The sequence below is a fragment of the Priestia sp. VA7 genome, assembly GCF_055710015.1.
Map to the genome: position 1 here is coordinate 562578 of NZ_JBVQPN010000002.1, position 15604 is coordinate 578181.

Below are 15604 nucleotides of genomic sequence, written 5' to 3' on the forward strand. Positions count from 1 at the left end.
TCCTAGTTGCAAAAAGTAGAAAAAATTGGAATAATAAAGATTGAGCCTATTTATAAGAGGCAAGAGTACGCTGAAAAGGGAAGAAGGGAATGAGAATTATTTTTAAAAGCAGAATCTGTTGGAGAAAATCTGATCGGTTTCTTTTTACCTGTGTTTATAAAGAGGAAATCGGGCTATATAAATAAAGATTGGAAAAATTTTCAGTCTAATTAAGTTCATTTGTAGCATATAATACGAGCTGGATTTCTTTTATAATAAACAAAAGCAAAGAAAGAGCAAATGGTGAAAAGGAGTGAAAGAAGTTGTCAAATGTGATGCAACGACAGGAAAAACGAATGAAGTTTGATGCCGAACAGCTTGCACCCCTTGATATTGATGAAGAGATAAAGAAGTTGCTAACAGAAAAAGGATTGCCCAAAGAAGCTTCACCATTTCTAGAGTTCGTTTCATCCAAAGGAAAGCTAACAACGCTATGCGAAACATTTGAGTTATCATCTCGCTATCAACACTATTGGTTTTTAGGAACAACAGGCGCTGGAGATCCAATTTGTCTTCACCACCAAAACGGTTCTGTTGTACTGCTCGATACGTCCAACGATGACTGCGAGCGCTTTATTAATACAACTTTTCCACAGTTTTTAGCATGCTTAGATGTGTTTGAAGAACTAGTAGAAGAAACGATTCAAGCGAACGGAGAATCTGCATACTTAGAGCGACACATTCCTGCTGAGGTGCTTCAGCGATGCAAAAAACGTATGAATGAAATTGATGAAGCTTGTTTAGCCCCTTATTCTTTTTGGTTCAAAGAACTTTCTTTTTAATATAGTAGAAAAATAGACATGGCCATTTTGGTCATGTCTATTTAGTTGTGGCTGCAGGGCTAGTAATATAGATAGAATAAATAAAAATGATAGTATATAATGGATATAAATTCCTTTTTTGAAGAGGGAGGAGGGTGTAAATGATTTCTTTATTTGGATTAATGGGTGCCTTCTTTGTGCTGCTGTTTGGTGCGTCGCACTTCTTCTATAGAAGGAACTCGCCTGTGCAGTACGGGATTTCACTTAGCAGCATGCTAATAAGTATATTTCTATTTCTATATAGCATATTTGGAGTTGGTGGCTTTGAAGGAATGGGGCTTGGTGCTTTAGCGGCTGCTTTGTTTGTAGCGTCGGTTCTGAGCTTGTTCGTCAGCGTTCTTTTTAACATCATAAATAGACACGGGAAAGGTGCTGTGTGAAATGGGAGAAATAACCTTTAGAGAAGCAGTCCGGGAAGATTTAGATCAAATTGTTGAAATGCTCGCTGATGATATGCTCGGAAGCAAACGAGAGCGCTACGAATTACCGCTTCCAGACTGTTATGTTCAAGCATTTCAGGCAATTGATGCGGATCCAAACAATGAACTGATTGTCGCATGTAAAGATAGTGAAGTAATAGGTGTTCAACAAATAACCTTTACGCCCCACATTGCACGACAAGGCGGGTGGAGAGCAACGATTGAAGGAGTTCGAACCGCTTCGTCACAGCGCGGAAAAGGGGTTGGATATCAGCTGATTACTTGGGCGATTGAACGAGCGAAAGAACGTAATTGCCAGTTAGTACAATTAACAACCGACAAGGAACGGTCAGAGGCATTGCGTTTTTATCAAAAGCTTGGATTCACAGCTTCTCATGAAGGATTAAAGCTCCATTTGTAATTCGCTGTTAATGGGTGTAGCTCTGTGATAAGAATTTTTTGATTAAAGTAAATTTTTTCGTTTAGTTCCATTGAAACGTGGTATACAACTAGTACAGAGCCGATAGAAATTTTTCTAAGGCTACTGTGAAAGGTAAATACTTAGCTTCATGAAGGGACTGGTTTAGTTTTGGAATACTTAACAGCAACTTCAGCAAACGTATTACCTCACATGAAAAGCAGATATTCTGATCTCACAATTGGTACTCTCGTTATGAACCGATATACGTAGCGAAAGGGCCTCACAAGGGCAAATGAACATGAAATAATTAGCATGATATGAAGGGAAGAAGCTGCATCAGTTTTGATGCAGCTTCTTTTTTGTGAGATGCGGCAGGAAATCGTATACAAAATTTTGGCAGAAATTTATATGTAAAATCTATAAATTAAGTATAGTAAATTATTTTACCATCACGGATGAAATCATACATACAACAATTATGAAAGAAGCTAAAAGGCAGCTGGAACATTACCGCAAAAAAATCTTCAAATGAATGCACTACGAAATTTCTTATAACTTATTTGACACCTAAGGTATAAAAGAGTATACTTGTGTTAAACATAGTAATTATGTCGGATAAGTAGGTTATGGTACTGTGAACAAGACTTCTACTGATAAAGAGGAGATCTAGTCCAAATCGTACAGTCCGACTTTGATGAGATGCTTTCAAGCATCTTTTTTTTGTGCAAAAAAACAGCCGCACGGGCTGTTATAGGGCAGTAATTCTTCCTTTGTAAGTATCAATCAACCGCTGGTTATGTTCATCTGAACCTTCCATATTTCCGCTTAAAAAGAGAGGAGGCGTGATGCCGCGGCTGAGCAATTTTTGGATTGCCTTAGATAAAACATCGTTTAGGATAGCGCCTCCGATTACAGTAGAACCCGAAGCGAAAGAAATGTCTTGCTGATGAAGAAGAACGTCTCCTTTTGGAATGTGATTATTAATAACAAGATCCACGACATCATGAAGGTATTTTCCGCTTTTATGCCGCGAAGCCCGGCTCGTGGCATAAGAAGGAGAGGTAAGCCCGATCACAAAGGCGCCTTTTTCTTTTGCAATTAAGGCCACATCAATCGGAACAGGATTTACGCCTGACGTAGAAATGACAATCATAATATCGCCTGGTACGATATCTTCTTTTTCCATAAAGGTGGAAGCATAGTCGTTTTTACGCTCTAGCTGTGAAGAGCGCGAAGCTCCTTTATGAAGCATCAGTTCTTCTACAAAAATAGGATGAATCGGCGCAAGCCCTCCGGAACGGTAAAACACTTCTTCCGTTAAAATATGAGAATGACCGCATCCAAATAAATGAATGAGGTGGTGAGAAGCTAATTGCTGTGAGATTTTCTCGGCTGCGGATTCCATTGCCTGCTGTTCATGCGCCTCCACTTTAGCAAGCAGTTTTGTTAGTTCCTGTAGATATAAACTAGACATAAAAAAACTCCTTAGTTAAGATCGTGTCATGTTAATCGTAAACTTATAGCGGTCTGCTCGGTACGAAGACTTCACCACTTCAAGCGGCGTGCCGTCTTGCAAATACGTATTTCGTTGAATCAATAGAACGGGTGAATATGAGCTGATTCCAAGATGCTTCACTTCGGTTTCAGAAGCTAAAATGGATTCTAACGTTTGGTTGGCTTCGCCAATTTTCAGCCCGAGCTCTTCTTCAATATAGCGGTAAAGAGAGTCGTTAACAATGGATTCTGTTAATCCTTTGACTAAGTTAGCGGATACATACACGCTTTCAAGCGCCATTGGCACGTCGTCAGCTAAACGAATACGCTTGATTTCATAAACGGGCGCATGAAGAGAGATTTGCAGCTGCTCGGCAATTTTCTCTGAAGCTGCAATAATTTCAAAGCTCAGCAGCTTACTGCTTGGTACCATTCCACGCGCTTTCATATCTTCTGTAAAACTCGTTAATCCAACGAGCTGCTGCTCCAGTTTTTTTTCAGATACAAAGGTGCCGCGGCCTTTTTGACGGTATAAATAACCGTCGTTTACTAAATTGTTAATCGCTTGGCGAACGGTCATTCTGCTGATTTCAAATCGTTCTGCAAACTCTCGTTCAGAAGGAAGCGAATCATTTGGTTTTAACTCTCCGTTTTCAATTTGTCTTTTCAACTGTTCTTCAATTTGATAATAAATCGGAAGAGGTGAGCTTTTATCAATCACTTAAGTTCTCTCCTTTATGTAAACCTCCTCATCTAAAAAAGACGAGGAGGCTATAAATTAAACCGTAGTCGATACTTTAGCTAAAGCTTCTTGGTCCGCAATAATTGTAACACAGTGATGCTTCTTTAAAATAGAAGCAGGGAAGTCTTCTGTGATTTCTCCGTTAAGCAGCTGATACATCGCTTCTGCTTTGGCTTGCCCGGAGATAAGCAGTAAAATTTCTTTACTTTTCATAATCGATTCAATTCCCATCGTAATAGCCTGAGTAGGCACTTCGTCAAGAGAATTAAAGTAGCGCGCATTGGCTTTTCGCGTTGACTCTTCTAACGTCACAATATGAGTAGGAGAGTTGAATGACGTACCAGGTTCGTTAAAGCCAATATGTCCGTTTTGGCCGATTCCAAGAATCTGAAGGTCAATCCCTCCGTGATTTTGAATCATTTCATCGTAGCGGCGGCATTCTTCTTCAGGCGTATCAGCTAGGCCGTTAGGAACGTGCGTGTTGCTTATGTCAATATCAATATGATTAAATAACGCATCTGCCATATAGTAGTGATAGCTGTTTGGATCTTGCGGCTTCATACCGACATATTCATCTAAGTTAAAGGAAGTAACGTGTTTGTAAGACGTCCCGTGCTCTTTATGATCTTGAATTAAACGATCATATAATCCTTTCGGCGTGCCTCCCGTTGCAAGTCCCAGATTCATATTTGGCTTTTCATGAAGTTTGCTAATCAGCATATCAGCTGCTTTTGCACTCATTTCACTGTAATTTTTCACTTGGATGATATTCATTGTTAGTCCTCCTTTTTAAAGCTCAATGTGCCTCGGCAAAATGTCATTTCAACATCTAAGTTTTCATTTAACACCACGATATCCGCATCTTTTCCAATTTTAAGGCTTCCTTTTGTATCAAACAGGTTAAGCTGTTTTGCTGGGTTTTCAGCGGTCATTTTTACGATGTCTTCTAATGAGCAGTTCGTAAAGCTCATCGTGTTTTTAATCGCATCGTTCATCTTTAAGATGCTTCCCGCTAACGTTCCGTCTGCAAGGGTAGCCGTTGTGTCATTTACGTGAACAGGCTGTCCGCCTAAATCATACGTACCGTTTTTTAGCCATTTGGCACGAAGAGAATCCGTGATAAGAATCATGCGTTCACTTGTAATTTGATCGTACGCAAGCTTGACCATTTCAGGTCGGCAGTGAATGCCGTCTGTAATCAGCTCTACAAATAATTCATTTCTCAAATAAGCGGCGCCTAATACGCCCGGCTCTCTATGGTGAAGACCGCGCATGCCGTTATATAAATGCGTAATATGAGAAGCTCCCGCTTCGATGGCTTCACCAACTTGATCATATGTGCCGTCAGAATGGCCAATAGAAGCGACGACGTTTGTTTCTTTTAAATAAGAAGTAAGCGCTAAGCCGTTTGGCTGCTCGGGAGCTAACGTAACAAGTTTTATATGTCCTCCGGCTGCTTTTTGCCACTCTTGAAACAGTGTTACATTCGGATCTTGAATGTGAGTAGGCGGCTGTGCACCCGCACGTTTTGGTGAAATAAACGGACCTTCTAAGTGAATACCAACTACTTCAGCATCTGCATCTGTTTGTTCTTCTATATAAGCCCCCGCATTGCGAAGCGCTTTTTCAACCGCTTTATTCGACTGCGTCATAGTGGTTGCTAAAAAGCTTGTTGTCCCTTCTTTTGGGAGCGTGCGTGCCATTGTTTCTAATGCTTCTGCTGTACCGTCCATCGCATCGGCATTGTTAACGCCATGAATATGCACATCAATGGCACCAGGAATCACTTTATAGGAAGGAGAAAGCTCAATCACATGATCATTCGGCTGACGTACGTATTGATGGATCTCTCCGATTTCAGTAATTTTCTTGTTCGTTAGTTTAATATACCCGTTTTTTAATGTCTGATTTTCACTATAAACGGTTACATTATAAATAATGATGGATGAATGTGTATCCATACATACACTCCTTTGCTCGTTGTATTGATTTAAGTGTAACGCTTTTTGGAATAGTTGTCTAGACCAGTTGTTTCTTTTTTGTGAAATAGAAAGTTTTGTAAGGGCTTTTAACATTGATATAGAGAGGTTTTTAAAAAGGAAATTGGTATAGACAACTATATATTTTATGTGCTAGTATGAGTCCATGCAGTAAAACCGCCGTTATTTCAGCTGATGATGTAATCATAGGCCGGGGATGAATGCGGTAACTTGTCATCCGATAAATATTGTTACGAAAATCCTTGCTCGTAACATCGGGTTAAATACGTTATACAAAGGGGATAGAAACATGCTGAATTTTTTACAACGTATTGGTAAATCGCTTATGCTGCCAATCGCAGTATTACCTGCTGCGGCATTGCTTCTTCGTTTGGGTCAAAAGGACTTATTAGATATTCCATTTATGGCTCAAGCCGGAGATGCGATTTTTGCGAATTTAGCACTACTGTTTGCACTCGGAATTGCTGTAGGGCTTTCAAAAGATGGAAGCGGCGCAGCAGCACTTGCCGGAGTCGTTGGTTATTTTGTATTAACAAAAGGAACTGTAGCTATTGATAAAGATATTAACATGGGTGTACTCGGCGGGATTGTCTCAGGGGTAACGGCCGGTTTACTATACAATCGTTTCTCAGCGATTAAGCTGCCCGAGTGGCTTGGCTTCTTTGCAGGAAAGCGGTTTGTGCCGATTATTACGTCAGTCGTTATGCTTGCGCTTGCAGGAATCTTCGGGGTTATTTGGCCGCCGATTCAAGATCAAATTAACAGCTTAGGAACGTGGATTACAGGAGCAGGAGCGCTTGGGGCAGGTATATACGGCTTTTTAAACCGTCTATTAATTCCAATTGGGCTGCATCACGTGTTAAACAGCTTAGTGTGGTTTGTATTCGGAGACTATCACGGCGTAACGGGAGACTTGAATCGCTTCTTTAAAGGAGATCCAACGGCAGGAACCTTCATGTCTGGATTCTTCCCGGTTATGATGTTTGGTTTACCGGCAGCTGCGCTTGCGATGGTTGCAGCAGCTAAAAAAGAAAAGCGCAAACAAGTCAGCGGTATGTTAATTGGACTTGCGGTTACTTCTTTTTTAACAGGAATTACGGAACCAATTGAATTTTTATTTATGTTCGTAGCACCGCTATTATACGTTATTCATGCCGTTTTAACAGGAATATCGATGGCTTTAGCCGTTGCTCTTGGCATTCACGCTGGATTTGGATTTTCAGCAGGGGCCATTGATTTCTTCTTAAACTACGGAATTTCACAAAAACCGCTGCTGTTAGCGGGAATTGGAATTGTATATGCAGTGATTTACTTTATCATTTTCTACACGCTGATTAAAGCGTTAAATTTAAAAACACCGGGACGTGAAGATGATGAAGAAGTAGACACATCAAACGAAACGGTTGTAGCAACAGGCGATAAATATGTGGATATGGCATCGTATTTTATTGAAGATCTAGGCGGAAAAGAAAACTTAACCGTGATTGATAACTGTGCGACTCGTCTTCGCTTACAAGTAGCTGATGCCGGCAATATTAATGAAGCTGCCTTAAAGCGCCACGGAGCGAGAGGAATCATGAAGCTCAGCAAAACAAATGTTCAAGTCATTGTCGGAACAGAAGTAGAGTTTGTTGCAGACGCAATGAATCAATTAGTTAAATACGGCACGGCGTCAACCGCTGCACCTGTTGAACAACAGGCTGTTCAAGCAGACGCACACACAGAGTTTGTTTTACCGTTTGAAGGCGTTGTAAAGCCGCTTAGTGAAGTGGAAGATCAAGTGTTTTCACAAAAAATGATGGGCGACGGCTTTGCGATTGAACCAATTGAAGGAACGCTCGTATCACCGATTAACGGTGAAGTCATGACCGTGTTCCCAACAAAACATGCGATTGGCTTAAAAACAGCAGAAGGAATTGAAATCCTCATTCACGTTGGATTAGATACCGTGAATTTAAAAGGCGAAGGATTCGAAGCGCTTGTTCGAGAAGGTGACAGCGTTCAACAAGGGACGCCGCTTTTACAAGTGAATTTAGACTATGTTAAAAAGCATGCACCGTCGATTGTGACACCAGTTGTATTTACCAACTTGCCAGCGGATAAAGAAGTGAAGCTGTTAAAAACAGGCTACCAAAAGCAAGGTACAAAAGATGTTATTACATTTTAATAAAGAGGTTGGAACAAACCTGTTCTAGTTAAAAAAAGATCCAAACGATTCATCGTTCGGATCTTTTTTTTCTTCATAATTGAAAGAATTTTGTGTTAAAATTTAGGGTGTTTGATACAGCTAGTGTGGAGCAGAGAGGGAGTAGAACAAATGAAAAAAGAAGCGGCATTATTCATAGTAAAGGTGACGGCATGTTTATTATAGGAGCATTAGTCAATGGATTAGCAATTGTTGTAGGAACATTAATGGGCAAGCTTGCTCACCGCATTCCTGAAAAAGTAAGCGTGACGGTGATGCAAGTGATGGGTTTATCCGTTATCACCCTCGGTTTACAAATGGGCTTTAAAAGTCATCAGTTTTTAATTGTAATTTTGAGCTTAGCCATTGGAGCGGTTATTGGTGAGTTCATTGATTTAGATGAAAAGCTAAACCTTTTAGGCAATATGATTGAACGAAAATTTCAATCGCAGCAAAATGACAAGCAAACATTCAGTATGTCACAGGGCTTTGTGACAGGAACGTTGATCTTTGTTATTGGAGCAATGGCAATCGTAGGAGCATTAGACAGCGGAATACGAGGCGATCACAGCGTATTGTTTACAAAAGCGGTGATGGATGGGTTTATCTCATTATTATTAGCGACTACGCTTGGAATAGGCGTCATTTTCTCAGCGGTGCCCGTATTTTTGTACGAAGGTATCATTGCGCTATTTGCTACGCAAATTAATGCGGTCGTGCCACAAGATTTAATGAATAGTATCATTGCTGAAGTAACAGGGGTAGGCGGCGTATTAATTTTAGCGATTGGGATTAATTTATTAGAAATTATTAAAATTAAAGTTGCCAATTTACTGCCTTCGATTTTGATTGCGGTTGTGATTGTAGTTGTACAGCATACATATTTCTTATGAAGAAAAAGCTTGTGAATAGTATTCGCAAGCTTTTTTGTATATATGAGCAAAAGTTAAGGGAATAGCAGGTATAAAGCGATACGTGGATAATGGTATAGAATGAGCCAAAAACAAAAAGGAGGATTAAAAATGCCGAGTCCTGTTTTCAATAAAATGAATACGGTATTTATTCACGTAGCTCATTTAAAAACTTCGGTAAAATGGTATAGCGAGTTATTGAATCAAGAATACAAGATGAGCGAAGTTAAGAACCCAGTTTATAATCTTAACATTGATGGAGAAACAGGATTAACGCTAGACGCAGGTCCTGAAGGAAAAGAAAAACAAATAGCGGTTAGTCTCCATCCAATTTTTAATTTTCATACTGAAGATATTAAAGAAGCGTATGAATTTGTTAAAGGGCTGCACTATACGATTGATTCTCCGATTACTTCTTTTGAAGATTTTTCGTTTTTTACCATAAAAGATCCGGATGGACATGTGGTCATGATTTGTACAGGTTAAGTCGTTAGCACCAAAAGTTTAAGGTATAGTATACTAATAAGAAAACCCTAATGAGATGAAGTAAGGAGAAATACTGCTTATGAAAGACAATCAACAGATTACAGCTCTTATTGTTGCACAAGTGGAAAAGTTAGCACGTCAATTTGGCTATGACTTTTTATCTGAAAAACAAGGGAATCAAACGCTTTGTCAAATTCTTCAGCGAGATGAAGACGGATCTATTTTGGCAACGCCGCTTAGTTTTCATTTACATATGAATGAAGACAAAGGGACGGGAGATATTATTTACTACCATGAACAAGGAGAATTTAAGCGTCAGCAAGTGAATGTATATGAAGAAAACAGCCTTGTGAACGTGTTGTTATTTATCCAAGAGCGCTTAAAGGTCAATCGATAGAAGCGAGTTTCCTAACATATGCAAGAAAAAAGCAGGGAGTTAGTTCCCTGCTTTTTTTCTATGAATTGATATAGCGCAATCCTACGCGGTTATTAAAAATTTGGTTGTGATTTTTGAAGATAAAAGCACCTGCTGCGTGATCAATCACCAGCTCGTTGTCGTACACTTCTTCCATGTCATCATCAACAATAAATTCTAAGTCTTCAACCGTTACAACTTTTTCATAGGATTGAAGGCTGCGCTTTGAGATGATCTTCATTTCATAAATTGTATTAACAATATCGCAGCTTCCTCGATCAAAAGAAAGCTGAATCATTTGATTTTGTTCTACGTTCCGCAACGCTTCTTTTGCAGAAGGAGTGACGCGTATATTCATAATGATATCCTCCTTTTTCTATCCTCAAATTAAATTGTGTAAAATGTATTTAGCAATACTTTACTCGATTTTTATATCACCGGCAAGAAAAAAGCTTTCTTATATTATTTCCCTTTCGAACCAGAACAAAACGGTGCTTTTTTATCATCTTTTCATAAAGGCGTACATAGATATCACCTGTATATGATGAAAGGAAAAAGAATCGACTATAGAAAAAGTGCCGATTCGTAATTCTTAGGTGTAAATGCTTAAAAATAGGAATATATTGTAATAAAATAAGAAGTTAAGTCATTTACCTATTTTAATAGTTATTGAGATAGTTTTGAATAATTGGTTTTATTTTCAATATATTGGGTACTTAAGTAGAGTACTTTGCACACGGTATTGCACCGAAAGACATCGGTTTATCGGACTAATTATTGTCTTATTTTGTCGAAGTAGTAGAATTTATGGAAACCATTCCTTATCATGTACAAAGTGACTAACAAAATACATAGGAGGTTCTGGTGTAGATGAGTGAGAAAGATCAAAACAGAACAACAAACGAAACAGCGGCTTCGCTAGAAACAGCGCCCGCTCCCAAAAAAGCACCGGCTAAATGGATTATCATTTTAGCAGCTTTAATTGTGATTATTGGAGGAGCAATTACATTTGCTACGGTATTTAAAAAATCTCCTAAGCAATTATACTTAATTTCTGAAGTAAATACGTATCAAAAAGCAGCTGATGAATTAGAAACAAAGTACAGTGAAACGATGGCTTATCAGGAAAAAGCGATGAAGCAGCCTTCTACTACAAATGCTACTATCAAAGGCGGCTTTAACATGGATTCACTTTCCTATGATCCAAGCTTTAAAATGATTCAAGATCTTATCAGTAAAGCGGAAATTAAAATTAAAGCGGAACAAGATCCGAAAAAAAGTGAAGGATACGGTTCACTGGCTCTTAATATCGGCGGTTCAAAAGCGCTTGACCTAGAAGGCTTTCAAACGAAAGAAAGAATAGGTTTTAAAGCCCCGATTCTTGCAAATGAATATTTCTATTTAAACTTAGACGAATATGGACAGGTAGCGCGTAAGTTCGATCCTTCTTATTCAGGTCCTGAAACGCTTGATATTAACACAAGCAACGTGAGTTTAGAAGACTTAAAGTTAACGGAAAAAGAAAAGACCCACATTGCAAAAGAGTACGGAACGTTCATTTATGATGAGCTAGACAGCGATTATTTTACCAAAGAAAAAAATGTGGATTATAAAACAAATGGCAAAACGCTTCAGTTAACAAGCGTGACGCTTAACATGTCTGATAAAGAAACAAAACAATTTATGGATAAGCTTATTGCGAAGGTAGCAAAAGATGACAAGCTTCATACCATCTATGCAAATCATGTATCTAAGCTGTTTAAATCTTCGGCAGCAACGAATCCAGAATTAAAAGATATGGCGGATCCAAAAGAATTGAAAAAATCAGTAAAAGAAAGTCTTCAAGACTTCCAAAAAGAAGCAAAAGATACGACTTACCCTGGCGGTGTTAAATCAACTGTGTACGTTCAAGATGATGTTGTGGTAGCTCGCGATATGAACATGGGCGTAAAAAATGCTTCTAACGATAAAGGCAAACTTAACGTAGTAACTAAAAATATTCCGTATGAAGATAACAAAACGGCTAAGCAGTTTAAAGCAGTTTTAGCGGATAGCACTACCGATGATGCGTTTACGTTTGATATGAAAAATAACGTAACAACGGAAAGTGAAAAACGAAAAGAAAACATGTCTATTCATTTGTTAACAAAAGATTCAAAAGATGAAGACACGAATATGACGTTTAAAATGAATTCAGTAATTAACGGTAAAACCGATGCAAAACAAACGGCTGACCGTACTTTCTCTTTAGACTTAGGTGATCAAGAAGATCTAGTAGTAAACGGAGAAGTAAAGCAAAATCAAGCAATAAGTGCTTCAAAAGGAAAAGCAGATTATTCGTTTGATATTCGTACAAAAATAGGACCAAAAGCAGATCCGGCAAACGTTACGTTAAAAATCGACTCTGCTTCGCAATTAAAAAAATCAGCCACTATTCCAGAGCTTGATGCGTCTAATGCAACAAATGTAAAAGATGTAACGCCTGAAGATATGCTGTCGATTCAAGAAAATTTCGCTAAAAATGTTCAAGGTCTTATGATGAATATGGGAACCGCTGGTTACTAAAAGGTGCAAAGCAGATGAAGATATATTTCTCTTTGACTCTTTTTACATGTAAAGCTCTATTGAAAAATATAAAATCTCTCATACTGCTAATAATGATCCCTGCTCTGTTTTTACTTGGAGCAGGGATCATTATTAGTCAGACCATGCAAGGTGAGGAGAGAGTAAATCGGTTCGCCGTGGCAATTGTGGATAAAGATGACACTGCACAAACGAAGTACGTCATCGAACAGTTGACTGAAGGTAAGCTTCGCAAGATCATGAAGCCTCTTTACACGAATGAACAGAAAGCTAAACAGCTGCTGCAGCAAAATAAAGTGGCAGCCATTGTAACGCTGCCAAAAGGTTTTAGTCACGATATTGCTCATGGAAAAAATCAGCCTTTATACGTCATTGGAAATAGCAATAAGCCGCTTCAGTCACAGCTGTTTCGCTATGTGATGGAAAGTGCAGCCGACTACACGTCAGCTGCTCAAAGCGGTATTAATACGGTTGATGCCTTTTTAGAAAAAGAAAATGTTTCCGATGAAAATAGACGCGCAGAGTTTAAGAAGAGCTTGGTGACGTTTGGGCTTCACGTGTTAGATAGAGGAAGTTTATTTGATGAACAAATAGAAACGAGTTTCTTTCAGCAGGATATGAAGCAATATTATGTCCTGTCTTTTGCTGCTTTGCTGCTTATGATTTGGAGCTACGGCGGATGGCTGCTTGCTAGTGAAACGCAGACTTCTCCCGTGCTGGCTCGAATGAAAACAAGAGGTGTATCGTTTGTCCACATTTATTTAGCGCAGCTGACGGCTCTGTATGTTCTTTTGCTACCGGTCTCTGTCGTTTTGTTTGGAAGTCTCCTTAGAGGACTAAAACTGCCTGTAACCGGTACGTACGGAGAGCTTTTTTTAGGGGTAAGCGGAAGCTTGTTTGCTTTTTTATGTTTGTTTTTACTGCTTCGGGTTCTTTTTTTATCACAAAAAGCTTATCAAATAACCGGTTTGCTGTTTATTTTGCTGAGTGCGATGTTAAGTGGACATGTTGTGCCGGTCGTCTATTTACCGGACTGGGCGAGTGTTTTTCAGAAATGGTCACTCAACACCCGCGTCTTGGAGCTGTTATTTTATGAATTTGATGGATATAACACAGACGAAGCTTTTCTTTACCTTAAGCCTATTCTCATTACAGCAGCGGGAAGTTTTGTTCTTGCTGCTGGCTACGTGATGACGCTGCAAAGGCGGTGGAGAAAATGATGAGTGAAAAAATAAAGCAGCTGCTGAAGCGCCCTATGCTTGTTATCATGATTTTCTTTTTACCTTTAATAGGAACGATTATTAGCAGCTCGTTTTTAGCAAAAGTACAAAATGATTCAAAAATACCTGTTGCTCTTGTCGATCAAGATCATAGCAAAATGTCTAAACAAGTGGTGGATCGACTACAGAAAACAACAGAAATTCAGTTTATTTCCCTAAATGAAGAACAAGCGAGAAAGCAGCTGGCCAAAAATAAAATTGACAGCATTTTTATGTTTCCTAACGGATTTCAACAAGAAGTAGAAGCGGGGAATTATCAAGGAGTCATTGATTTGCTTACGCTGCCTTCTTCAGTTGCCACAGAAGCGGTTCGAGAAGTCGTGGCGAGTGAAGTGACAAGGTTAACGACAAATGTTAAAGCGGCAAATGAAGTGCGTTTTTTATATAGAGTTTATAACATTCATGCAGGACCGGATTTATGGAAAGAAGCGTATCGTTATACCGATAACCAGTGGAAGCCAAAGCCGCTGATGACAATTGATTACGAGGCGCAAGGAACGAAGCATACGAAGCAAGGGAGCGCTCAAGTGACCGGATACGTGCCGCTATGGGGATTCTTTACGCTTTTACTTTGCTGCCTCACATCAGATTGGATGATTAAAGAGAGGAAGCATCTTTTCAAACGAATGAAAACGATGCAAAAAGGGCTTTATGGTTATATTCGAAGCGTCAGCGCTGCTTATGCTGTGCTATACGTGTTTCAAGCTCTCATAAGCTTTGCTCTATTTAAATGGCTGTATGGAGTAGAGTCTTACAGTGTGCTGCTGTATATGTGTATCTATGTGATTGTGTGCGTTGCTTTTAGCACGTGGCTTGCAAGTGAAAGTCAGCGAGTTGGATCTTATTATATGATCAGCGTTGTCATGGTCACAGGACTCAGTATAATAGGAGGGAGCTTTTTCCCAGTAGGAGAGCTTTCTGCAACGATTGAAAGAATAAGTCAGTGGCTTCCGCAGCATCTGCTTCTGTATCAGCATGCACTGCCGCTTACGTTCATTTGGAAAGAGATAGCTGTTTCCATTGCATGTATATGTTTGTGCGCGTTTAAAATAGTGTGGAATGTGAGGAGCATCAAATGATTGAAATTAACAATGTTAGCAAAACATACGGAAAAAAACGGTCGTTAGCAAATGTTACGCTGACTGTAGAAAGTGGAGAAGTCATTGGTCTTTTAGGACCAAACGGCGCTGGTAAGTCGACGCTTCTGTCTATTTTGTCTACCATTACGGCTCCTTCAAGCGGGAATGTCACGATTGGAGGCTTATCGCTTAAGAAAAATCAAAAAGCGATTCGAGAAGTCATTGGCTATGTTCCACAGGACATAGCGCTGTGGGAAGAGCTTAGCGTAAAAGAAAACATGAAAATGTGGAGCAAAATGACTTCACACTCTCTGTCGAATGAACAGCTTCAGTCTCTTTGCTCAGCTGTACAGCTCGAAGGAAGATGGAAGGAAAAAGTGAAAAATTTATCAGGAGGCATGAAGCGAAAGCTAAACATAGCCGTTTCACTTATTCATGAACCGTCCGTTTTGTTAATGGACGAGCCGACGGTCGGAATTGATTTGCAGTCCAAGTTTGAGATCATTCGTTATATTAAACAGCTGGCGGCAAAAGGAAAGACGATTATCTATATTACCCATGATTTGAATGAAATATTAGATGTGTGTCATCGGTTTGCGGTCTTGAAGGAAGGAAAGCTGGAATTTGTCGGCACGATGGACCAAGCGAAGGAAAAGACTGGGGAAGAGGCAGAAGAGAACGTTGTGTATAAGCTGCTGCATGATTAAGATAAAGTAATGATAAAAAAGA

Annotated in this window: 16 protein-coding genes; 11 read left to right on the forward strand and 5 right to left on the reverse strand. The window is 39.4% G+C overall.

The features are described 5' to 3' along the window. The first annotated feature begins 311 nt into the window (after positions 1 to 311). From AC0C45_RS09355 to AC0C45_RS09365, 3 genes are all read left to right on the forward strand, one after another. Positions 312 to 821 carry an SUKH-4 family immunity protein gene (locus tag AC0C45_RS09355; protein WP_228459546.1) on the forward strand — a complete coding sequence of 170 codons (510 nt, stop codon included), beginning with the start codon at positions 312 to 314 and terminating at the stop codon, positions 819 to 821. Positions 822 to 961: 140 nt separating this feature from the next. After that, the gene (locus AC0C45_RS09360; protein WP_047931205.1) at positions 962 to 1240 is read left to right on the forward strand and encodes a YesK-like family protein; all 279 of its coding nucleotides are present in this window, start codon (positions 962 to 964) and stop codon (positions 1238 to 1240) included. 1 nt (position 1241) lies between these two features. Further along, positions 1242 to 1700, forward strand: a complete 459-nt coding sequence (locus tag AC0C45_RS09365; protein ID WP_028414227.1) for a GNAT family N-acetyltransferase — start codon at positions 1242 to 1244, stop codon at positions 1698 to 1700. A 748-nt stretch (positions 1701 to 2448) separates the two neighbouring features. Here the strand turns inward: AC0C45_RS09365 and AC0C45_RS09370 are convergent. The 4 genes from AC0C45_RS09370 to nagA are packed head-to-tail and all read right to left on the reverse strand — an operon-like array spanning position 2449 to position 5897. Continuing rightward, positions 2449 to 3174: an SIS domain-containing protein gene (locus AC0C45_RS09370; RefSeq protein ID WP_237893664.1), complete on the reverse strand. Its 726-nt coding sequence runs from the start codon at positions 3172 to 3174 to the stop codon at positions 2449 to 2451. A gap of 15 nt (positions 3175 to 3189) precedes the next feature. Next, positions 3190 to 3915 carry a GntR family transcriptional regulator gene (locus AC0C45_RS09375; RefSeq protein ID WP_095379818.1) on the reverse strand — a complete coding sequence of 242 codons (726 nt, stop codon included), beginning with the start codon at positions 3913 to 3915 and terminating at the stop codon, positions 3190 to 3192. 57 nt (positions 3916 to 3972) lie between these two features. Further along, on the reverse strand, positions 3973 to 4710 hold the full coding sequence (gene nagB / locus AC0C45_RS09380; RefSeq protein ID WP_280168943.1) for a glucosamine-6-phosphate deaminase: 738 nt from the start codon (positions 4708 to 4710) through the stop codon (positions 3973 to 3975). Between the two features lie 2 nt (positions 4711 to 4712). Next, positions 4713 to 5897 (reverse strand): N-acetylglucosamine-6-phosphate deacetylase, encoded by a 1185-nt coding sequence (gene nagA, locus AC0C45_RS09385; protein ID WP_472928106.1) that lies wholly within the window; start codon positions 5895 to 5897, stop codon positions 4713 to 4715. Between the two features lie 328 nt (positions 5898 to 6225). Between nagA and nagE the strand changes: the two genes are divergently transcribed. The 4 genes from nagE (at position 6226) to AC0C45_RS09405 (ending at position 9915) form a co-directional block, all read left to right on the forward strand. Then, positions 6226 to 8103 (forward strand): N-acetylglucosamine-specific PTS transporter subunit IIBC, encoded by a 1878-nt coding sequence (nagE, locus tag AC0C45_RS09390; protein WP_472928107.1) that lies wholly within the window; start codon positions 6226 to 6228, stop codon positions 8101 to 8103. 191 nt (positions 8104 to 8294) lie between these two features. Next, positions 8295 to 9014: a DUF554 domain-containing protein gene (locus AC0C45_RS09395; protein ID WP_047931247.1), complete on the forward strand. Its 720-nt coding sequence runs from the start codon at positions 8295 to 8297 to the stop codon at positions 9012 to 9014. 129 nt (positions 9015 to 9143) lie between these two features. Continuing rightward, a complete protein-coding gene (locus AC0C45_RS09400; RefSeq protein ID WP_171777561.1) occupies positions 9144 to 9518 on the forward strand; it encodes a VOC family protein in 375 nt (124 codons plus the stop codon). A 79-nt stretch (positions 9519 to 9597) separates the two neighbouring features. Further along, positions 9598 to 9915, forward strand: a complete 318-nt coding sequence (locus tag AC0C45_RS09405) for a hypothetical protein (protein WP_257063068.1) — start codon at positions 9598 to 9600, stop codon at positions 9913 to 9915. A gap of 58 nt (positions 9916 to 9973) precedes the next feature. Here the strand turns inward: AC0C45_RS09405 and AC0C45_RS09410 are convergent, their stop codons facing one another. Further along, positions 9974 to 10291: an iron-sulfur cluster biosynthesis family protein gene (locus AC0C45_RS09410; RefSeq protein WP_013082158.1), complete on the reverse strand. Its 318-nt coding sequence runs from the start codon at positions 10289 to 10291 to the stop codon at positions 9974 to 9976. Positions 10292 to 10803: 512 nt separating this feature from the next. Between AC0C45_RS09410 and AC0C45_RS09415 the strand changes: the two genes are divergently transcribed. From AC0C45_RS09415 to AC0C45_RS09430, 4 genes are read left to right on the forward strand one after another with little or no spacing between them, the layout of a single operon-like run. Next, entirely contained in the window at positions 10804 to 12498 is a 1695-nt protein-coding gene (locus AC0C45_RS09415) for a DUF6583 family protein (RefSeq protein WP_257063069.1), read from the forward strand. 14 nt (positions 12499 to 12512) lie between these two features. Next, on the forward strand, positions 12513 to 13736 hold the full coding sequence (locus AC0C45_RS09420; protein ID WP_257063070.1) for an ABC transporter permease: 1224 nt from the start codon (positions 12513 to 12515) through the stop codon (positions 13734 to 13736). Further along, positions 13733 to 14875 (forward strand): ABC transporter permease, encoded by a 1143-nt coding sequence (locus AC0C45_RS09425; protein ID WP_047931195.1) that lies wholly within the window; start codon positions 13733 to 13735, stop codon positions 14873 to 14875. The genes AC0C45_RS09420 and AC0C45_RS09425 overlap by 4 nt, the downstream gene beginning before the upstream one ends. Next, positions 14872 to 15582 (forward strand): ABC transporter ATP-binding protein, encoded by a 711-nt coding sequence (locus tag AC0C45_RS09430; RefSeq protein ID WP_237893669.1) that lies wholly within the window; start codon positions 14872 to 14874, stop codon positions 15580 to 15582. Before AC0C45_RS09425 ends, AC0C45_RS09430 begins: the two co-directional genes overlap by 4 nt. Positions 15583 to 15604: the final 22 nt, after the last annotated feature.